The sequence below is a fragment of the Microbacterium sp. UMB0228 genome (genome assembly GCF_002871415.1).
GTDB lineage: Bacteria > Actinomycetota > Actinomycetes > Actinomycetales > Microbacteriaceae > Microbacterium.
In genome coordinates, this window is the sequence record NZ_PNFU01000002.1 from 309,705 (window position 1) to 329,108 (window position 19,404).

Consider the following 19,404-nt stretch of genomic DNA (forward strand, 5'->3'; position numbering starts at 1 on the left):
CGCCGTTCGGGTCGGCGGGGGCGTCGGTTCCATGGAGTCGCGTTACTGCACGGACCAGCCGCCGTCGGAGGCGAGGATGGCGCCGTTGATGTTCACGGCGTCATCCGAGAGCAGGAAGGTGATCGACGCGGCCAGGTGCTCGGCGGTCGCGACGGTCGGGATGGCCTGCTGGAACGGGGCGAGGCGGCCGGAGCCGTACTCGGACATGTGCGGGGGCATCGGGATGCCGGTGGCGACGCCGCCCGGGGCGACGGAGTTCACGCGGATGCCCTTCGGCCCGTACATGAACGCGGCCGACTTGGTGACGCCGATGATGCCGTGCTTGCTGGCCGTGTAGGCGTTGCCCGAGGCGTTGCCGCGCAGGCCCGCCTCGCTCGACACGTTGACGATCGCGCCGCGGCCGGCCTTCTCCATGACGGGGATGACCGCGCGCATGAGCTTGAACGGCGCGGTGAGGTTGATCGCGATGACGCGGTCCCACACGGCATCCGGGGTCTCGCCGGCGGGGGAGAAGTCGTCGTTGATGCCGGCGACGTTCGCGAGCCCGTCGATGCGGTCGCCCGCAGCGGCGATGACGGCGTCGATCGCGTCCTGCTTCGTCAGGTCGCCCGCGACCGTGACGATGTCGGCGTCCGGCAGCTCGGCCTTGAGGGCATCGAGCTTCTCCGCCGCGATGTCGCTGGCGATCACGCGACCGCCTTCCCGGGCGATGCGCGAGGCGGTGGCCTTGCCGATGCCGGAGGCGGCGCCCGTGACGATGACGGTCTTGCCGGCGAAGCGGCCCGCCGTGACCTTCTCGGTCCAGCCCTCGGAGGCGTCGTCCTCGGGGATCTCGCCGTTGTTCGCGGCGCGCACGAGGTCGTCGACGACCGACTGCGGGAGCTGGCCCTGGCTCATGGCGACGAGCTGCTGCAGGGGGAGTCCGAGCACGGGGGTGAGGAGCTCGGGGTCGGCGCCCGTCTGCTCGAAGAGGCCCCGGATGAGCGGGCCGCCGGTGGGGTCGTTCATCCAGTCGCCGATGGTGGAGTGTGCGGTGAGGGCCATGCTCTTTCTCCTTGCTCGGGTTTCGCAACGGTGCGTCTACTTATGTTCCAGTGTACGCCTCTGTACGCTCGAAAGGTGCCCCGTCCTCGCAGTGAAAAGGCCCGCCAGTCCGTGCTGGAGGCGATGCGTCGCGCGCTCGCCGCAAACGGGTACGAGGCCGTGACGATCGAGGGTCTCGCGGTTGAGGCGGAGGTGTCGAAGCAGACGATCTACCGGTGGTGGCCGTCGAAGGCCGCGATCCTCGGGGAGGCACTGCTCGAAGGCGCGGTCCCTGGTGCGGATGTCGTCGTGCCGATGACGGACGACCTCGGCGCGGACCTGCGCGCGTGGTTCACGGCGGTGTCCGCGGGACTGGCCCGACCCGAGGGCGTGTCGCTCGCGCGGGCACTCATCGAGGTGACGGCGGCTGATCCGGAGCTGGGGCTTGTGTTGAACGAGCGGCTGGCGGCGCCGATCCGGGAGTGGGTGGCCGAGCGGGTGTCGCGCGGACGGGCGGACGGAGACGTACGGGCCGACGTGGATGCCGCCGCGGTCGCCGACGAGTTCATCGCGATCGCCTCATACTCCGCCCTGATCGGGCAGCCGTTGAGTGCGGAGCGGGTGGAGGAGACGGTGGTGCGGTTGCTGCGGGGGATCGCGGCGGGCTGAGTCTCTCGCGGGATTGCTGTGCGACGCGACGGTCGCGGTTATCGTGTCGGGGCCGGCGGGTGTGTGGCGGCCGTGGGCGAGGAACTGCTAGAGGTGGACATCATGCATTTTGTCGCGGTGGGAGTAGCTCTTCTTCTCTGGGGGACGTTGGTGGGGCGGGTCGGCAGGAAGCTCGGCACTCTTCTTGCCATCGTTCCCGTTCTGGTGTGGTTCGGGGTCCTTGCGTGGTTCGGCTCGTCGGGCGACCTCGACAGCCCGGCCGGAGATGCGCTACCGGTGTACCTCGTGATCGGGCTCCTTGCCTTTACGATCGGCGTCGACCTCACCAATCGCTCCGCGTCCGTGCGCAATTCACGATGGAAGCCATGACCCGGTCGGCGTGTGATGCTGGCGACGAGTGTGGCGGTGACGTCTTGACGGTGCCGCCGGCCGCGGTCTGACCTGCTCGGGCTGAGAAGTCGCCCTCCGCCACCGGGAAGCAGACCAGCCCGCGAGACCGCCACATCTCGACCAAAGAGACGGTGGTGCTGTTGCTGCGGGGGACCGCGGCGTAACTAGTCCGCGGTCGGGCTGAATCTGAGCACGTTCGTCTCACGCCTGCGGAACCCGACGGACTCGTACAGCCGCAGTGCAGACTCTCGGGACGGGCGGGAGGTGAGATCGAGCGTCCGGAGTCCGCGCTCTTGCGCGAGCTGAGTCATGTGCTCCAGGAGGAGTCGCGCGATGCCGCGCCCCCGTACCGCCTCGTCGACCACGACATCTTCGACGTGCCCGCGGAGCCCGGTCAGGGAAGGTGCAGTCACGAGAGTGGCGGTGCCGACGATGATCCCCCTATCGCGCGCGACGAGGAGATCGGTCGCCTCGTGTGCGATCATCGCCTCGGTGCGGGCGCGATCGAAGTCGACCGACGCGGAGAGCGGCGTCAGGAGCGACGCCAATGCAGCGGCATCGGTGTCGGTGAGACTCTGCAGCGACTCGACGATCAGGGGCGGTTGGTCTATCTCGGTACAGTAGTCCGGCCGCGGATCACGATGTGGGCCCGGGCGGCGAGGAATGCCGGCGCGCGTTGCGATATCGCTTCATCATCGCGCCGAACCACACCGCGGCGCCCGCCGCCGCAGTCGCTTCGAGTGCAGGAGCGAGCTGCGGCACAGAACCCGCGCCCACGAGTACTGCGAGGAACCAGCCCCAGACGCACAGGGTCGCGATGAGATGGCTTCGAGGGCGTGTGATCGTCGAGAACCACGTGGTGGGCTTCATCGACTGTTCTCTCCGATCAGATCAACTGCCCGCCTGTGACCAATTTAAGGCCTCATACGAGGACATATGCAATATATTCGAGGAGCGCGCCGCGGAGCGGGCGGAGCGCTAGGCTCCAGGCATGGATGCGTCGCTCTTCAGCTGGACCGGGTTCGCCATCACCGCAGCGGTCGCGGTCGTGATCCTCGTGCTCGCGTTCCTGCTCGTGCGCGCGGCGTTGCGAGTGATCGCGCGACGTCGGAGTCGCGGCCGAGGGCGCGTGCCATCCGCACCTCGACGCCGGTCCGGGAGCTGAGCGCGAGCGGAAGCAGATCCAGGAGAAGCTCATCAAGTTCGCCACTCGGATCCCCGCCCTCATGTATCTCACCGACTATCGCGAGAACACACTCAAGGACGTCATTACTAAGCTCGAACCCCGACTGTTCCGTTCCGTCACTGGCCTCACCGTCGAGGACTTTGACCTTCTCGTCTCGCTCGGCGTCTTCAACGCGGTGCACATGAATCAGGCCGTCTTCGCCTTCCGGCGGTATGAGGATGCGTCGCTCTCGTACACAGGCATCGCGTCTCACGACGGACTACAGAGGATCGGCCTCTACGACACGGTGGTCGCCCTGGACAGGTAAGAGCCCCGCCGGCACGGCGAGCCATGGACCCGCCGCGAGGACGAAGTGACTGAGCACGTTGCCTCCGGATGCGATCGCGCATCCTGTGAAACGCCGGACAGTGAAGCCAGTTCAGGCACGCCGGAGATGATTGTCCTGTCGCCCAGAACCTACTGCCCGCTCGGCTGCGCCGGGCTCGGGCAAAGACCAACGGCCGGACTGACGCCCTACTCGAACCCGCCCGTCAATCGCCCGTGCATGGTTCCGCTGGAGTCGTTCATCCCGACGATCTCCAGCGTCTTCCCCAGCGCCTGATGTTTCGTCTCGATCGCACCCAACGCGGCAACGGTCGACGCATGCCACATGCGACCCGGACAGATCCACCACAACTCGATCCGGATCTTCCGTATACGAGAACAACGTCGTCAGATCATGGCTCGACGCGAAGAACAACTCCCCCTCCACGACGTACGTCACAACGTCTCCCGCCTCACCGAGAACCCGATTAACCGAAACGAAGTGCGCCACCCGCCGCACGAAGAGCACCGACGCGACCAGCACCCCACCCACGACCCCGACCGCCAGGTTGTGCGTGATCAGCACCAGCACCACCGTCGCCACCATCACGAACGTCTCGCTCTTCGGCATCCGCTTCAGTGTCGACGGCTTCACGCTGTGCCAGTCGAACGCCCCGATCGCGTGGTCCGTGTTCACTCCCGCCCCGGCGGCCGAAGGTCGAGCGCCCCGACCGTAAGGCCCCGGTCCACGCCACCCTGCTGCATCAGCCGCAGCATGTCCTCCTGTCGGGGTTGCCCAAGGGTGAGGCGGTACAGGGTCAAGGCGTCGAGCAGCCGCTCGTACTTCTCGTGATCCCTGCTCAATGTGAACGAGGCAATCCGTCGGTGGATCCGGGCGTCCCCCTCGTACACCCACCATGGCGCGAACTGGCCCAACCGCTTGGTCTCGGGCGTCGCGAGAGCAGCAGCGAACGCCGCGTCCCATGCTCCCTCCGACGATGACAGCACATCATCCCAGTGCGCGGCCGCCACGTTTTTGCGCACGGCGTGGCCCATGAACCGGTGCACTCGGCCTTCGCGCTGCTCGAAGTCGACGGGGTTCGACGGCAGGTTCCAGTGCACGACGGCGTGGCTCCACCAGTGGAAGTCGATCCCCTCCTGTCCGATGCTCGTCGACGCCAGCACGAACGGGGCGAACGGGCTGTTGAACGCGGCTCGCACTTCGCTCTGACGCGCCGCGACCTTCTCGTCGGCGTCCGTGCCCGTGCCGCCGTACCGCACCGCGAACCTCGTCGGGAACGGGATCTGCGCACGCTCGGCCGTCGCCTCGTGCCCGCGCAGCGTCGCCGCGTTGGTCCGCACCGCCGACGCCGCACTCGTCGCGACCTTCCACAGCCCGTCATCGTCGAGCAGTCCGCCCCCGAGGTCACTGCGCAACTGGTGCACGTACTCGTCGATGACCGCCTGCAGGTTCCCGTCCGCGCAGTAGTCCAGCACGGCGCTCCAGTAGTGCGCGCCCGGGTCGCCCACGGTGTCGAGAAGTGCCGCGGTGTCCGGCCGGGCGAAAAGCGAACGCAGACCGAGCGACAGCACCCACGCCGCATGCCACACACCCGCCTCTGTCGCATCCGCCGACGCGGCACCGCGCAACGCTCGATACACGATCGACCCCGGAGCATGCGCGCCGAACCGGGCGAGGTCAGGGTGTGCGCTGGCGTCCTGATCCATCGCCTCGACCGCCGCCCGCACATAGTCCGCGAAACGACCAGACCGCGCATCGAGCACCCGCAGGATCGACAGGGCGTTCACGCCGGCCGGCACGGCGCCGGGTGTCGCGAAGAAGGCATGCGACGGCTCGGCCGCATCATCGTCGCTGGCGGCGCTCGCCGTGAACGCCTCCGCATCGACGAGCCCGCCGGTCTCACGAGCCGCCCGCAGTGGATCCCACGACTCGGCCAGCGCCGGATGCGGCCAGAACAGCGCGAGCGAGTTCATCTGCGACGGGCGCCCCGCCTCGCTCATCGCCCACGTCAGACGGGTGCTCGTCGAATCGGTCGACAGGTTCGAACCCGCATACGCGTGGCGAGCCGCCTCATGGCTGAGCAGACCAGCGACCGCGGTCGGCACACCGTTCCACGCCGAGAACACGACGTGCTTCGTGACATCCCCCACACTCGAGAAGACCGGACCCGGCCGGAAGTACGGCATCGACGGCGGCATCCACAGCAGCTTCCACCACCCGCGAGCGATCGTGTCGGCGGCCAGCGCGCGCAGCAGCCCGTTGCCGAGGTCGAGCTCCTCCCGCGCACTCACCTCCTCCCGGGTCAGCCCTCTGGTCGCAGCCAGCAACTCCCGGACCGCGACATCGTCGCGCTCCAACGCCCCCCGCACGCTGCTCCCCGACTTGTAGGTGTCCATGAACGAGGCGAAGTACGGGATCGACTTCCACTGCTCCAGATCCACCCGCGCACCGAGATGCGCGCCGAGCCGATGTAGCGCCGACCAGTCGGAGATCTCCGCGGCCGTCGGCACCCCGCCGTCCAGCGGCCGGTCGACCACCATGTCCTGGTTGCGCGCAAGTGGGGGCCGCTCGGACCGCGACAGGTACGGAAGCAGCACCTCCCGCACCCGGCGAGCGGATGCTGCGGCATCGCCGCCGGTGATCATAGCGAGACGGTGCGCGTCGAGCGCATCCTTGACCGACCTGACACGGACGCCGTCCTCGTCGGTGAGGAACTCGATGAGCTTGAGGAAATCGGTGTGGTGGTCCTCCCCGACCTCAGCCTGAGTGGTGTACGGCTTGAAGGGCGTCGCCGAGAGAAGCAGGACTTTGGCGCCCTCGGCGTTGAAGAGGTCGTGGGCGAGCTCACCGCCCTCGGTCGTCGGATCGAGGAGCGGGCGGAAGCGCTGGAACTCATCGAGGATGATCAAATCGGGTTGCAGAGCGTCCACCCCGGCACGGGCCAGATGCCGACGCAACTTCGCGACCAGCTCCATCACGTCGTGCCACAGTCGACCGCGGGTCGGGCGTTCGCCTAGGACACGGACCTCTTCGCGGAGCTCGAGGAACCGCGTCCACAGGCCGCACTTCACAATCGCCTGCTGGTACCGACCGGCGATCTCGGGATCGGCGCCGTCCTCGCCCAGACGGTCCCGCGTCCGCTGCACCCGCCACGCGAAGTTCCTCCCCGACTGCACCGCCCCCTGGAAGAGCCAGCGCGTCGGCGCGTCCTCGTCCACCCCGAGCGCATCCTCCGCCAGCACGCACAGCAGCGCCCGCTCGTCGCCGTTGCCCGACCGCCAGCCGCCCTCCTTGAACGACGTGCCTGGCGTGAAGGAGACGAGGTTCACCTTCTTGCGGCTCGCGTCGTCAGGGGCTGCGAGCTTGCGGCTCTCCCGCGCCAACAGCGTGAGCCGCGTCGCCATCGCGAGGTGCTTGTCGCCGGTGACGTTCAGACGCTGCAGGTTCTGATTGGCGAGGTCGGCGTTGCTGCAGATGTACACGATGTCGATGCGCTTCACCGCGTCGACCGCGTTCAACTCCTGGATGGCCCTGGCGATGATCCCCCGCGCGATCACGCTCTTGCCCAACCCGGTCTCATCCGCGACGAGGAACCGCCCGCTGCCGTCGGCACGCCCTGACCCGTAGAAACGGTCGATCACATGCTCCACCGCGTCCTGCTGGAAGCCCTTGAGTCCGCGCATCACGGCGTCAACGTCGAGACCCGTCATCGCTGCACACCCGCCGCTTCCGTGATAGCCGCCCACACTTCGGCAAAGCCCGGCGGCAGAGCGCTGCCGCGCGCATCCTCTGGCACATGCCGAAGCACCCGCTCCACGTCCACGAGCCCCGTCCGGTTCGTGGCTGACGCCCGCACGAGAAGCTCCAACAGTCCGGCACCGTTCTCCGTGACCCCAGCACCGAACGCCGAGGAGAACGCGCCCCCGCCCCCGCCGGTGCCGATCGACGTGAGGTTCCCGTCTTGCAGCATGAGCCGGATGAAACGCGCCACCGCCCCGGGCTCAGTGAGGTGAGCGGCGACGATCGCGTCGCCCCGGCCCGGCACGTCGTCGAGCAGGTCCGCGACCAGCAGGGTCTCGCGTCGGCGGCCGTCGCCGTCCGTCAGCGCGATCACCACGAACGGCGTGATCTGCTCCAGGCGCAGGGCCGTGGACTCGTAGGGGGCGTCGGCGGCGGGCAAGGGACCGGGGATCGGATCCGGCTGCGACAGCATCCGCCAGCTCAGCGTGAACCGGTCGTCCACCGCCTGCGCACCCTCCGCCCACACCGTGACCGTGTATTCGCCCTCCGCGTTCACCCGAACTACGAGCCGGGCGCGGGCGAGCTCCCGCAGCGCACTCTCCAGCCGACGGTCGGCCTCCTCGTCCTGGCTGCTCTGGGCGCCGCCCGCCGTGGTGTACTCCTCGATCAGCGGAGCAAGCGACCCGAGCACTGCTTCGACCCCGAGGTGCGACTTCGGCCCCTCGGCCTCGACCATCACCTCGACGTTGTTCGACCAGGCTGGCCCAGTGGCGTTCGCCGACCCCACGAGCAGTGTCGACTGCTTGTGCGCGTGGTCGTGCACCACGATCTTCGCGTGAAGCCCCCGCAGCTCTCCGGCAGCGACCGTCGAAGTCTCGGCGTCAGCGAGAGCCTGATCCACCATCTCGTCGAGCACGCGCAGCGAGAGCCCCTGCAGTGTCTCGGGTCGCAGCCGATCCAGGGCCTCCGGACGGCTGAGCAGGGTCGTCTCGCCGCCCGGCCGGGCCCGCAGAAGCCGCACGCCCTCATCGGTGACGAACGGGGAGACGACGGCGGTGCGGATGCCGTTGAGACGCGGTCTCACGTCACTCAATGGCCGTCCGATCCCGAAGGCGTGCACCCGGATCGCGCGCACGTGGTCCGGATGCTCCCAGCGGATGCCGGTCCACGCCTCGGCCAGCCGCGCGATCCGGAGCACCCGCTCGGAGGCGAGCGCCGGTGCTGTCCGACCTTCGTCCACCAACCAGCGCAGCAGGCCTGCCATCACGTGGTTCGAGCGCACCGTCTCCTCATCGAGATCCTCGTCGGGCCCGCCGTCGAGGGAGACCACCGCATCCCACGTGCGGTCGTTCGTGAGGTTCCGGCTGCTGCAGACGAATCGGTAGCGGCGCTCCTCGTCCCGCTCGAACTCCAGGAACCACACCTTCGGGTGGAACAGGCGGCTCCCCGGCATCCGTACCGAGTGCACCATCGGCTCGAGGACCGTGACGAGCTCGCTCGCCGTGCCGAGACCCAGGCACCCGGCCTGGGCGAACAGGTCGATGCGCTGCGTGGCTCGGCGCACGGCTCCGAGGATGCCGACCTCGTCGTCGACTTCCACCGCGCCAGCGAACGCGAGGGGGATCGACAGGGCGGCTTCGAGGGTCATCGTGAAGCTCGTGCCCACCGCATGTGACAGGTGGAATCCAGCCGGAGGCCGGAGCAGCTCGGACAGGAGCGAGCGCGAATCGGGTTCAAGCACGAGCGAGCCCCTCGTGGATGTCTCGTGCGAACTGCCGGACGGTCGCCCAGCGGAATGTCAGCAGGGCGCTGCCCGACGCCCCCTTCCATGTCTCGAGCCGCCGCGGGTTGCCGAGACGCGTCTTCGCGCCCTTGATCTTCTCGCGCTCCCGGATCATCGTTCGAGCCTCCGGGAGATCGGCGATCGAGCTCGGATCGCTGCGCTGCACGAGAGTCGTCCAGTTCTGGACGAACCGCTGCGCGGCGGGTGCGACCGGGAGCCGGCTGCCACGTTCCTCGCGGAGGACGGAGAGCAGGTCATCGAGGCGCCAATCGTCGTAGCCCGCCGCGAGCTCCGCGGGCCACCGGGCGAGGCGATCACGGTAGTCGTCGCGGAGCTCTGCACGGTCCGCTTCCTCGGCGAGGAGCAGGTTGTAGAGCAGTTGCGCGCCGCGGAGGATCGTCGCGAAATGCTGCGCATGGCGCAGGACCCTTGAAGCCCGTTGCGGTGCTCGGGTCGCGACCGCGTCCTCCCACGGAGCCCGGCGGTCGTCCTCCGGCCGGTGCTGCACGAGATGCGCCAGAAGAGTGCCGGGTGCGTGCTCGAGCACGCGATCGCGCAGCCAGCTCGCCTCTTCGGAGGTCAGCGCGAACCCGTCACCCACCTCGTCGGGAAACCGTATCGGGATCGGCGGGGCAGACCAGATGGAGGTGGACGTCGTCTGACCGTCGTCGTCGACGTGCACGTGCGGATTCGACGCCTCGAACGCCTCCGCACGGCTCGCCGGCCGGGTGAGGATGCCGTACCGCTGCAGCATCGACCAGTACACCGACGACGGCAGTGTCTGCAGGTCGCGGCCGGCACGCTCGCCGAGCAGACCGTCCGCATCCGGCGAGAACCGCAGGGTCTCGATCAGCTCCAGCTCGGTCGCATCGGGCTGGCGCGTGCCACCCTTCACTCGTGACCTCGACTGTGCGGCGTACTGGAAGCACCACGGCACGAACAGCAGATAGCGCGCGCGGGTGTGCAGGGTCGACGTGCCAGGAAACAGGGCGTCGCTGATGCCGTCGCGAAGCTGCCCGATGCCCAGCTCGTCTCGGCTGTCTCTTTGCGTGAACATGGCCGCGAGTTCCCGCATCCGTCGCTGCTCGTCTGCCGACACGTCGAGCCAGGTGATCACGGACGCCATCAGGTCGCCGCCTGTCTCTTGGCCTCATGGGCTTCCCGCACGCGGGTTCTGATTTCCTGCGCGTCCTGATCGGCCAGGCGCATCAGCTCCAGCAGGTGCTTGTGGTGCGCCCAGTGCCGCTGCCACAGGTCGGGGCCGACCGCCGCTTCGAAGTCGACACGAGTCGGGGATGCCTGGCGCTCGTACTCCTGAAGGCGAGCGATGCGATCTTCGATGTCAGCAACACCCCGAGATTTCGGAGAGAGCGGGGCCGCGCTGCGCATCCAGGTCAGCCAATCCTTGTTGCCCTTGCTCTGGTTGCACTTGCCGCAGGCGGGTACGAGATTGTGTATCTCGGAGATGTATCCCGTTGGTCGCTGATTGCTCACCAGAGGACGAAGATGATCCCACTCCGTGCTGGTGTCGCCGCAGTAGCTGCAGCTCACACGATCGAGCATGCCGAGAATCTCGAGGGCTGCCCGGACCTCTGCCTCGGTCGGCACGACAACGGGGATGATGCCGTTCACGAACGAGTTCGTGATGCTTGAACTCCGACCCGTGATCCGCACGGGCTTCGGCATCGCGAACGTGCTGAGGTAGGTCTTTGAGATCGACTCTCCGGTCCCGTGCCCCATCCCGTCACTCACTCGTCCGCCGTGTCTTTCGGTGGACGCCGACGAAAAGTGCGTCCAGCGAGGTCTGCGAAGGATCCAGCGATCTCCTTTGCCCTGTCCACGCTTTCGGCGCCGACCCGGCCGGCAACCTGGATGCCCTCCGCGCCGATGCGCCACGCGGCGTCCAATCCGTCCGCACCGGCCTTGAGTAGATCGTCGCGGGTATCCGTGGCCGCCGTCGACCAGCGTCTCGACTCCCGCACCTCCGCTGCCCCCTCGATCCCGAGTCGCTCGTGGAAGGTGGCGACAGAGTCGCTCACCTTGTTTCTGGAGCGCACGATGGCCGGAGACTCGATCGGGTTGAACAGCACCTTCGAGTTCGCCAGAGTTGCGGCCTCGTCGATCTGGTCGAGGAGCTGTCGCGTGGTCCGAGTGATCAGTTCCGCGCGCTTTGCGCGAGCTGTTTGCAGGCCGACTCGGTGTTGCTCCAGTTCCTCGGGGGAGGTCTGCAGGACACGGTCGAGTTCGATCACCCCCGTCGCCTCCTGCAAATAGAAGCACTGTGCGAGGACGGCGAGCCATTCCTGTACCTCGCCATCGATCTTCTTGGACGAGTCAGCGAGTTCGTTGACAGACTTGCTTTGGAGCTTCCTCGCCAATACCTCGATCTGCCTCAAGGCGTATGCCTGCGTGCGGGCGATCGTCATCGAGGACGCTTGCACTTTCGACCAGGTCACCTCGGAGACGCCGCCGACCTCCTTGCGGATCGTGAGCGCCTCTTCGAGCATCATGTCTACGCCGATGATGTCCGCGAGTACGGCGTCCTTCTGGGCGCGCAGTACGTCATCGACCTTCTGATCGATTGCGGCGAGGTAGTCAGTGATCTCGTCCATGGTCTGTTGCATCGCAACCTGTGCCATGATTCCGGCCACACCAGCGAGCATCGCAGGGTTTGTGAGGATCGACCCTGGTGTCTTGAGGAACTGCAGGTTCTTCGCGAACTGACCATTAGATGCCCGAAGAGTTGCATGTAGGTTTCCGCTCGACGAGTTGGTTACCTTGGGCAGCTTTTGGGCGGCCGCCCACGACTCTTCGGTCAGCTTCATCCAGCGCCCCGAGTTCGCCGCTATCTCGGAGCCAGTCTTCGTGACAGCCGCCCCAGCGCCGAACGCGGTCCTGAGCCTGGAAAGATCCAGCTCGCGAGACGGTAATCCGTGGGCCTCAACAAACTCCTCGACTGGTTCGCGCCGGCCGATCAGGGAAATTCCATCCCCATCGATGACCAACTCAATCTCGGACAGGTCCCCGTCGTCCATCCTCATGCCCCGTTCGTCGTCGGCCCGCTGGTGGACCTCTCATGATGATGGCCTAAAGCGGGGACGTACGTATGCAGCCACAGCTGCTTGGGGTTAGCAGCGCTCTGTCGCTCGGGGGGCTCTACTCGAATCCGCCCGTCAGCCGCCCGTGCATCGTCCCGCTCGAGTCATTCATCCCGACGATCTCCACCGTCTTCCCCAGCGCCTGATATTTCGTCTCGATCGCATCCAACGCGGCAACGGTCGACGCATCCCACACATGCGACCCCGACAGATCCACGACCACCCGATCCGGATCCTCCGTATACGAGAACAACGTCGTCAGGTCGTTGCTCGACGCGAAGAACAGCTCGCCCTCCACGACATACGTCACCACATCGTCAGCAGGCCCCAGAACCCGACGAACCGAAACGAAGTGCGCCACCCGCCGCACGAACAGCACCGACGCGACCAGCACCCCGCCGACAACCCCGACAGCCAGATTGTGCGTCAGCAAGACCAGCACCACCGTAGACACCATCACGAACGTCTCGCTCTTCGGCATCCGTTTCAGCGTCGACGGCCGCACACTGTGCCAGTCGAACGCTCCGATCGCGACCATGATCATCACGGCCACGAGCGCCGCCATCGGAATCATCCCGACGAAGTCGCCGAACACGACCACCAGCAGGAACAGGAAGATCCCGGCGCAGAACGTCGAGATGCGGGTCCGCGCGCCCGACGCCTTCACGTTGATCATCGTCTGACCGATCACGGCGCACCCGCCCATGCCGCCGAACATGCCGGACAACACGTTCGCGACGCCCTGCCCCCACGACTCGCGGGTCTTGTTCGAGTGGGTGTCGGTGATCTCGTCGACGAGCTTCGCGGTGAGCAGCGACTCCATGAGCCCGACGAGCGCGACGCCGAGCGCGAAGGGCGCGATGATCGTGAACGTCTCCCACGTCAGCGGAACGTTCGGGATGAACAGCGACGGCAGGCTCCGAGGCAGCTCGCCCTGATCGCCGACCGTCGGCACCGTGATCCCGAAGGCGAGCACGACGCCCGTCACGATGATGACCGACACGAGCGGCGCCGGCACGATCTTGGTGAGCTTCGGCATCACGAGCATCACGACGATGCCGAGCGCCACCAGCGGATACACCAGCCACGGCACGTCGATGAGCTGCGGGAACTGCGAGCTGAACACGAAGATCGCGAGCGCGTTCACGAACCCGACCATGACGCTGCGGGGGATGAACCGCATCAGCTTCGCGACGCCGAGCACCCCGAGGACCACCTGGAAGATCCCGGCGAGGATGACCGTCGCGATGAAGTAGTCGAGGCCGTACGTCGGCGCGACCGGAGCGATCACGAGCGCCACGGCACCGGTCGCCGCGGTCACCATCGCGGGTCGCCCGCCGAGGAACGCGATCGACACCGCCATGATGAACGACGAGAACAGGCCGACCTTCGGGTCGACGCCCGCGATCACCGAGAATGCGATCGCCTCCGGGATGAGCGCGAGCCCGACGACGAGCCCGGCCAGCACCTCCCGCGTCAGCAGTCGCGGGTTCTTCAGCGCATCGAGCACCGAGGGGTGGGCGCGATAGCGGGCGCGGTCGTCGACCGTCGTTGCAGACATTGAGCTCCAGGGGAAGGCGCCTCAGAGAGGAGGCAGACGTTCCAGCCTAAGGCGGAGCTCGCGCTCTGGAGTGCGGGCAGATGACACACCCATTTGAGATTCGCCCGTGCCATGGCGCGCGCGTGGACTCCGCTATGGTCTGGATCAAGCGTGTTCAACGAAGAACGGAGTGATGGTGGAGTTTGCAGAACGTCTTGATTCCCTCGCGACGAAGGTGAAGAACCAGGCGACGGCGATCGGGACCGAGGAGGCGACGAAGAACGCCTTCGTCATGCCCTTCATTTCGACGATTCTTGGCTACGACGTCTTCGATCCGCTGGAAGTGGTCCCCGAGTTCACGGCCGACGTCGGAACCAAGAAGGGCGAGAAGATCGACTACGCCATCATGCGCGACTCGGAGGTACAGATCCTCATCGAGTGCAAGCCGTCGATGGGTTCGCTGAAAATCGAGCACGCGTCACAGCTGTTCCGCTACTTCGCTGTCACGAATGCGCGTATCGCCGTCCTGACGAATGGCGTGGTCTGGCATTTCTACACGGATCTGGACGCTCCGAACCGCATGGATGCCAAGCCTTTCCTCGTGCTCGATCTGCTCGACATCGACGAGACCCTGATCCCTGAGATTCAGAAGCTCAGCAAAGAGAGCTTTGACCTCGATTCGATCATCAGCGCCGCGGAGGAGCTCAAGTACATCGGCGCGTTGAAGCGTGAGATCGCGAGCCAGTTTCGCGAGCCAACGGACGAGTGGATCAAGTTCTTTGCCACCCGCGTCTATGACGGGTCGTACACGCAGAAGGTGCGGCAGCAGTTCACCGGCCTGGTTGGGAAGGCGGCGCATCAGTTCCTCAACGAGCGCGTGAACGACCGGCTGAAGACCGCGCTTGGGGTCAGCGGCATTACCCACGCCGCCGATCCCGCGCCTGCCACGAGCGCAGAGGTCGTGGAAGCTGACCTCGATAGGGACACCGAGATCGAGACGACCCTTGAAGAGCTGGAGGGCTATCAGATCGTCAAAGCCATCGCCTGCGGCGAGGTCAAGCCGCAGCGCGTCACGCACCGTGACGCCAAGAGCTACTTCGCTGTGCTCCTCGACGACAACAACCGGAAGCCCGTCGCTCGCCTCCACTTCAACGGCAAGCAGAAGTACCTGGGGCTCCTCGACGCGGACAAGGTGGAGACCCGTCATCCGATCGACGAGCTCGACGAGATCTACTCTCACGCCGACGCCATCCGCGAGGCCGTGCGCCGGTACAAGGAGTAGATGTCCCGCACATCCGCCAGGCTGAACACGACCGCCCCGAGAGGAGCCCCGCATGTCGCAAGCCCCCTCCACCTCCCCGGACACGGCATCCGCCGCGCTCCCCGGCGCCGTGGTCATCGCCGCGATCCGCCGCGTCCTCCTCTGGTCGCTGATCACCGCGTTCCTCTACCCCGTCTTCATGAGCGCCGGCAAGGCTACGTGCCCCGGCGGCGTCGACGCGAACGGCGGGTTCATCGATTCCGCGGGCCAGCCGGTGGACGAGGCTCCGCAGTGTATCCAGCTGACGCTCGCGCCGAGCCCCTTCATCTACATCGCCATCGCCGTGATCCTGCTGCTCGCGCTCGGTCGTGTGATGAAGGCGACCGACGAGCGCGCGGCGCTGCGGATGCTGGAGTGGACCCTGCGCGGAGTCGGGCTGTTCGTCGTGGTCGCGATCATCATCTCGCACGTGTGGTTCGCGCTGATCCCGATCGAGCAGTTCACCGGCGACTCCTGGAGCGTCGTCAGCCCGTTCCCGTTCGGCTCGATCGACGTCGAGGTGACGCCGATGACCACCTCGTGACGGCTTAGTCGCGCCAGTCGATCCCGACGCCGGCGATCCGTCGCCCGGCCTCGTCGGCGGCGACCGGCTCGCCGACGTCCGCCCCGCGTTCGAGCGAGACGGCGGAGTGCACGATGGTGTCGGCGTACACGTGCACGAGGTTGTAGCCCTGCGCGGCGTCCTGTCCGCGCGTCGCACCCACGGGCTGCGCGAGGTCCTGCCCGTACGCGCTCGACGAGGCGACGGCGACGGGGATCCCGGCGAAGGTGCCGAACGACGGATGGTGCACGTGCCCGGACAGGATGCCCCGCACGTCCGACCCCCGCAGCACCGCGGCCAACGCGTCCTGATCCCGCAGCTCGACCGTCACGGCGAGGTCGAGCACCGTGGGCAGGGGCGGATGGTGGATGAGCAGCAGCGTGCCCTGCGGTGCCGCCGTCGACAGCTCTCCCTCCAGCCGAACCAGCTGCGACGACGGCACCTCCCCCCAATGCGCGTCGGGCACCGTCGAATCGACGACGATGACGCGCATCCCCCCGAACCACCGCACCTCGACGATCGGCTCGTCACCCGCCCCCGCGAGTCCGAGCTCCGATCGCATGGCACGACGGTCGTCATGGTTGCCGGCCGCCCACACGACCTCGCAGCCGAGCGCCGCGGCGGCAGGCGCCACGAGCTCGTGCAGGCGCTGGTAGGCGGCGGCATCGCCCCGGTCCGTCAGGTCTCCCGTGAACAGCAGCGCGTCGGGACGGAGCCCCGAGGCGACGAGCCGGTCGAGCATCTCCGCCAGGTTCGCATCGGCGTCGGCCCCGCTGCCGTACAGCGGCGACCGCTCACCGGGCAGGTGCGTGTCGGAGATGTGCACGAAGGTGTGCGACGGGCGAGGGTGTTCGGTGAGGATCATGTCTCTTCCTGGTCGGCGGACGGAGGCAGGTCGGGGCAGATGTCAGACGGCGGCGGCCGTGGAGCCGGGGACGAGGGCTCCCGTGAACGAGCGGCGGACGAGCGTCTCCGGCTCGTCCGCGGTGAGCAGCTGCTGCATGGTCTCGACGGCGGCCGCGGCCACCGCCTCTACGGGGATCCGCAGGGTGGTGAGCCCGAGTAGATCGGCGCCGGGCAGGATGCCGTCGCACCCGGTCACGCTCACGTCCTCCGGCACGCGGAGCCCGGCCGCGCGGGCGGCGCGCATGACGGCGAGCTGCCGGTAGTCCGAGGCGCACATCACCGCGGTCGCCCCGGCCCGCACGGCGGCGAGGGCTTCGTCGACGCCGTCCTCGGGACGCGCGCCGGCCGAGATCATCGTCACGGCGACGCCGGCCGCGGTCAGCACCTCCCGCATCGCGAGCGCGCGCAGGTGCTCGGGGTACGAGGCCTCGGGGCTTCCGGCGAGCACGACGACGGTCCGGTGCCCGAGCGCGACGATGTGCTCCGCGAGCAGACGTCCGTGCCCCTCGTCGTCATAGTGGGCGGTGTGGATACGGCCCGCCGACTCCACGCGCCCGGCACGGAGGATCGGCACCTGGTCGGCGAACGGCTCGAGCTGCGCGGCGGAGATGCCGCCGGTGGCGACGATGAGTCCCGCGACGCGCATGCCGAGCAGCCGGTGCAGCGCATTCACCTGCTTGGCGCCCTGCTCATCGGCGCCGATCGTGACGGTCACGAGGTCGAGGCCGCGCTGATGCGCCTCCTCCTGCAACCGGGAGAAGAGGAGACCGTACGCGGGATTGCTCGCGTCGCGCAGCATGAGGCCGACGGTGCCGGTGCGTCCGGCGGCGAGCTCCGCGGCCATCGTGTTGCGCACGTACCCGAGCCGCTCGGCCGCCTCCAGGATGCGCTCCTGCGTCTCCGGCGCGAACCGGCCCTCGCCCTTCAAGGCTCTGGTCGCCGTGGCTCGCGACACGCCGGCCGCCGCGGCGACGTCGCTGATGGTGACCCGCAGCGCGGGCGTCCCGGCCTCCGCCCCGCTCATGCGCGCTGCTTCCGTCGGCGGGGCGCTCCGGCGCGTGAACCTCGTCCATACACGAGATACATGGTGACACCCATGATGATCATGAGCAGCACGGTGTAGACGAACGTGATGGGCATCGCGTCGAGGTTGTTCTCCCCGCGCGTGCTCTCCTGGATCGCGACGCCGAGCGGCTTGTACAGCGGGTGGTAGAGGAAGATCGCGGCGTCGTAGTCGTCGAGCAGGCTGTTGAAGTTCAGCGCCGTGATCGCGGCCGCGGTCGGCAGCACGAGCGGGATGAGCACGCGCCGGAACGTGGTCAGCGAGCGGGCGCCGAGGATGCGCGAGGCGTCTTCCAGGGAGTCCGGCACGGACGCGAACCCGGCCTTGAGCAGCCGCAGCGTGAACGGGATCTTCACGCAGATGTACGCGACGAGCAGCAGGACCGGCGTCCCCGTGAGCACGATGTTGCCCACGAGCGGCTGCGGCGCGTCGAACGCCATCACGAAGGCGAGGGCGATCAGCACGATCGGCAGGATCCACGGGATGTGCAGCACGTACTCGATGGCCGTGGTGAGCAGGTTGCGGTGCTTCTGCATCATCCGCGCGACGAACAGCAGCCCGCCCACCACGATGACCGCGGCGAGGGCGCTGTAGACGACGCTCACGATGAACGGGCGGAGGGCCGCCGCGCTGGAGAAGACGGTGATGTAGTTGTCGAGCGTGAAGCTGTCGAGCGTGATGGACCCGGCGAGGATGCTCCGCGCGTCCACGAACGAGAAGATCACGATGAGCACGACCGGGATGAGATAGATCACCCAGAGGAGGTAGGCGACCACGTGCACGACCGCGTTCGCGAACGGGTTGCGGATCCGCTGCTTCTGGATCGGCGTCGCCACCTTCGCCACCGAGAAGTACACCCCCGACTTCTCGGCGCGGTTCATGATCGCGAGCAGGATGATGGTCGCGACACCGAGCACGATCGCCAGCAGCGCCGCGATGTCACGCGTGATCGGGCTGCGCGACAGGTCGATGATGAGGGGGGCGACGGTCTGGAAGTCCGGGCCGCCGAGCACGAGCGGCGCGGTCAGGGCCCCGAGACCGATGAGGAACGTCAGCACCGTGACGGCGAAGAGCATCGGCTTCATGACCGGCAGCACGATGCGGCGCAGGATCGTCCAGGTCGAGGCGCCCATGAGCTTCGCCGCCTCGATCGACGCGTAGTCCACCTTGCCGAGCGACGAGGACAGGAACAGCATGTGGTTCGTCGTCGTCGCGAACGTCATCACGAACACGACCGCGAAGTAACCGGAGAACCAGTCCCGGTTCATGTCCGGCCAGATGTTCACCATCAGGTTCGTGATGAAGCCGAACTTGCCGTAGATGAAGTTGTAGCCGGCGGCGAGCACGATGCCGCCGTAGATCAGGGTCGTGGCGTAGCCGAGCCAGAGGAGCTTGGCGCCGCGCACCTGGAAGTACTGCGTCACCAGCACGATGAACACCCCGACGACGTTGACCGTGACGGACAGCGTGATCGCGAGGAGGAAGCTGTTGCCGAGCGTCTTCAGCGCGCGCTCGCTGCCGAGGAGCTTCTCGACGGCGCGGATGCTGAACTGGCCGTCCGGGAAGAAGGTCGCGGCGAGCAGCTCGGCGTTCGGCAGCACGAGGAAGGCCGCGGCGAACCAGATCACGACGATGCCGGTCACCCAGGCGAGCGGCGAGCGGAGCATCGCGCGCACGCTGCCGGGGCGGCCGCGGCGCAGGCGGGGCTTCGTCGCGGTGCCCGCCTCGGCGGCCTCGGTCGTCAGGGCGCCGGGCGCGTCGGTCATGGCCGCGGACGGCGGCGGCACCGGGCGGGAGTCGTTCTGCGGAGCGCTCATG

17 protein-coding genes and 1 pseudogene are annotated in these 19,404 nt (G+C 67.5%); 6 read left to right on the forward strand and 12 right to left on the reverse strand.

Annotated features, from left to right (window positions below; genetic code table 11):
- Positions 1–42 precede the first annotated feature (42 nt).
- Positions 43–1,044, reverse strand: coding sequence for an SDR family NAD(P)-dependent oxidoreductase (locus CJ226_RS05635; RefSeq protein ID WP_102208586.1), 1,002 nt, complete (start codon positions 1,042–1,044; stop codon positions 43–45).
- Positions 1,045–1,119: 75 nt separating this feature from the next.
- Between CJ226_RS05635 and CJ226_RS05640 the strand changes: the two genes are divergently transcribed.
- Positions 1,120–1,692 (forward strand): TetR/AcrR family transcriptional regulator, encoded by a 573-nt coding sequence (locus CJ226_RS05640; protein ID WP_257996531.1) that lies wholly within the window; start codon positions 1,120–1,122, stop codon positions 1,690–1,692.
- Between the two features lie 72 nt (positions 1,693–1,764).
- On the forward strand, positions 1,765–2,061 hold the full coding sequence (locus CJ226_RS05645) for a hypothetical protein (protein ID WP_146008205.1): 297 nt from the start codon (positions 1,765–1,767) through the stop codon (positions 2,059–2,061).
- Positions 2,062–2,246: 185 nt separating this feature from the next.
- Here the strand turns inward: CJ226_RS05645 and CJ226_RS05650 are convergent, their stop codons facing one another.
- Positions 2,247–2,630, reverse strand: a complete 384-nt coding sequence (locus CJ226_RS05650; protein ID WP_257996532.1) for a GNAT family N-acetyltransferase — start codon at positions 2,628–2,630, stop codon at positions 2,247–2,249.
- Positions 2,631–3,073: 443 nt separating this feature from the next.
- Here CJ226_RS05650 and CJ226_RS18025 point away from each other — a divergent pair, with 443 nt between their 5' ends.
- Both CJ226_RS18025 and CJ226_RS05655 read left to right on the forward strand, forming a co-directional pair.
- Positions 3,074–3,247: a hypothetical protein gene (locus CJ226_RS18025; RefSeq protein WP_180964542.1), complete on the forward strand. Its 174-nt coding sequence runs from the start codon at positions 3,074–3,076 to the stop codon at positions 3,245–3,247.
- Between the two features lie 61 nt (positions 3,248–3,308).
- Positions 3,309–3,575: a hypothetical protein gene (locus tag CJ226_RS05655; RefSeq protein ID WP_257996533.1), complete on the forward strand. Its 267-nt coding sequence runs from the start codon at positions 3,309–3,311 to the stop codon at positions 3,573–3,575.
- Between the two features lie 206 nt (positions 3,576–3,781).
- On the opposite strand, the pseudogene CJ226_RS05660 reads toward CJ226_RS05655, so the two are convergent.
- The 7 genes and pseudogenes from CJ226_RS05660 to CJ226_RS05690 all read right to left on the reverse strand — a co-directional run.
- Positions 3,782–4,289, reverse strand: a pseudogene (locus CJ226_RS05660) (STAS domain-containing protein); the annotation flags it as partial.
- Positions 4,265–7,303, reverse strand: coding sequence for a DEAD/DEAH box helicase (locus CJ226_RS05665; protein ID WP_102208589.1), 3,039 nt, complete (start codon positions 7,301–7,303; stop codon positions 4,265–4,267). The gene CJ226_RS05665 and the pseudogene CJ226_RS05660, both read right to left, overlap by 25 nt.
- A complete protein-coding gene (locus tag CJ226_RS05670; RefSeq protein ID WP_146008206.1) occupies positions 7,300–9,075 on the reverse strand; it encodes a phospholipase D family protein in 1,776 nt (591 codons plus the stop codon). Before CJ226_RS05670 ends, CJ226_RS05665 begins: the two co-directional genes overlap by 4 nt.
- Positions 9,068–10,243: a DUF6361 family protein gene (locus CJ226_RS05675; protein ID WP_102208591.1), complete on the reverse strand. Its 1,176-nt coding sequence runs from the start codon at positions 10,241–10,243 to the stop codon at positions 9,068–9,070. The genes CJ226_RS05670 and CJ226_RS05675 overlap by 8 nt, the downstream gene beginning before the upstream one ends.
- Positions 10,243–10,749 (reverse strand): HNH endonuclease, encoded by a 507-nt coding sequence (locus CJ226_RS05680; protein ID WP_219719861.1) that lies wholly within the window; start codon positions 10,747–10,749, stop codon positions 10,243–10,245. The genes CJ226_RS05675 and CJ226_RS05680 overlap by 1 nt, the downstream gene beginning before the upstream one ends.
- A gap of 116 nt (positions 10,750–10,865) precedes the next feature.
- Positions 10,866–12,158, reverse strand: a complete 1,293-nt coding sequence (locus CJ226_RS05685) for a hypothetical protein (protein WP_257996534.1) — start codon at positions 12,156–12,158, stop codon at positions 10,866–10,868.
- Between the two features lie 115 nt (positions 12,159–12,273).
- Entirely contained in the window at positions 12,274–13,776 is a 1,503-nt protein-coding gene (locus CJ226_RS05690; RefSeq protein ID WP_102208592.1) for a SulP family inorganic anion transporter, read from the reverse strand.
- A 175-nt stretch (positions 13,777–13,951) separates the two neighbouring features.
- Here CJ226_RS05690 and CJ226_RS05695 point away from each other — a divergent pair, with 175 nt between their 5' ends.
- Both CJ226_RS05695 and CJ226_RS05700 read left to right on the forward strand, forming a co-directional pair.
- Positions 13,952–15,037 (forward strand): type I restriction endonuclease, encoded by a 1,086-nt coding sequence (locus CJ226_RS05695; RefSeq protein WP_102208760.1) that lies wholly within the window; start codon positions 13,952–13,954, stop codon positions 15,035–15,037.
- 52 nt (positions 15,038–15,089) lie between these two features.
- A complete protein-coding gene (locus CJ226_RS05700; RefSeq protein ID WP_102208593.1) occupies positions 15,090–15,599 on the forward strand; it encodes a hypothetical protein in 510 nt (169 codons plus the stop codon).
- A 4-nt stretch (positions 15,600–15,603) separates the two neighbouring features.
- Here the strand turns inward: CJ226_RS05700 and CJ226_RS05705 are convergent, their stop codons facing one another.
- Genes CJ226_RS05705 through CJ226_RS05715 form a run of 3 tightly spaced genes read right to left on the reverse strand, consistent with a single transcriptional unit; the run spans position 15,604 to position 19,403 of the window.
- Positions 15,604–16,482: a metallophosphoesterase gene (locus tag CJ226_RS05705; RefSeq protein ID WP_102208594.1), complete on the reverse strand. Its 879-nt coding sequence runs from the start codon at positions 16,480–16,482 to the stop codon at positions 15,604–15,606.
- A gap of 42 nt (positions 16,483–16,524) precedes the next feature.
- Positions 16,525–17,547: a LacI family DNA-binding transcriptional regulator gene (locus tag CJ226_RS05710; protein ID WP_102208595.1), complete on the reverse strand. Its 1,023-nt coding sequence runs from the start codon at positions 17,545–17,547 to the stop codon at positions 16,525–16,527.
- Positions 17,544–19,403 (reverse strand): iron ABC transporter permease, encoded by a 1,860-nt coding sequence (locus CJ226_RS05715; RefSeq protein ID WP_308409679.1) that lies wholly within the window; start codon positions 19,401–19,403, stop codon positions 17,544–17,546. The genes CJ226_RS05710 and CJ226_RS05715 overlap by 4 nt, the downstream gene beginning before the upstream one ends.
- Between the last annotated feature and the right edge of the window lies 1 nt (position 19,404).

Coding starts and splice junctions, on each gene's coding strand:
- CJ226_RS05635 (WP_102208586.1), bottom strand. CDS start 1,044: ATGGCCCTCACCGCACACTCCACCATCGGCGACTGGATGAACGACCCC.
- CJ226_RS05715 (WP_308409679.1), bottom strand. CDS start 19,403: ATGAGCGCTCCGCAGAACGACTCCCGCCCGGTGCCGCCGCCGTCCGCG.
- CJ226_RS05685 (WP_257996534.1), bottom strand. CDS start 12,158: ATGAGGATGGACGACGGGGACCTGTCCGAGATTGAGTTGGTCATCGAT.
- CJ226_RS05665 (WP_102208589.1), bottom strand. CDS start 7,303: ATGACGGGTCTCGACGTTGACGCCGTGATGCGCGGACTCAAGGGCTTC.
- CJ226_RS05690 (WP_102208592.1), bottom strand. CDS start 13,776: ATGTCTGCAACGACGGTCGACGACCGCGCCCGCTATCGCGCCCACCCC.
- CJ226_RS18025 (WP_180964542.1), top strand. CDS start 3,074: ATGGATGCGTCGCTCTTCAGCTGGACCGGGTTCGCCATCACCGCAGCG.
- CJ226_RS05655 (WP_257996533.1), top strand. CDS start 3,309: ATGTATCTCACCGACTATCGCGAGAACACACTCAAGGACGTCATTACT.
- CJ226_RS05675 (WP_102208591.1), bottom strand. CDS start 10,243: ATGGCGTCCGTGATCACCTGGCTCGACGTGTCGGCAGACGAGCAGCGA.
- CJ226_RS05705 (WP_102208594.1), bottom strand. CDS start 16,482: ATGATCCTCACCGAACACCCTCGCCCGTCGCACACCTTCGTGCACATC.
- CJ226_RS05700 (WP_102208593.1), top strand. CDS start 15,090: ATGTCGCAAGCCCCCTCCACCTCCCCGGACACGGCATCCGCCGCGCTC.
- CJ226_RS05710 (WP_102208595.1), bottom strand. CDS start 17,547: ATGAGCGGGGCGGAGGCCGGGACGCCCGCGCTGCGGGTCACCATCAGC.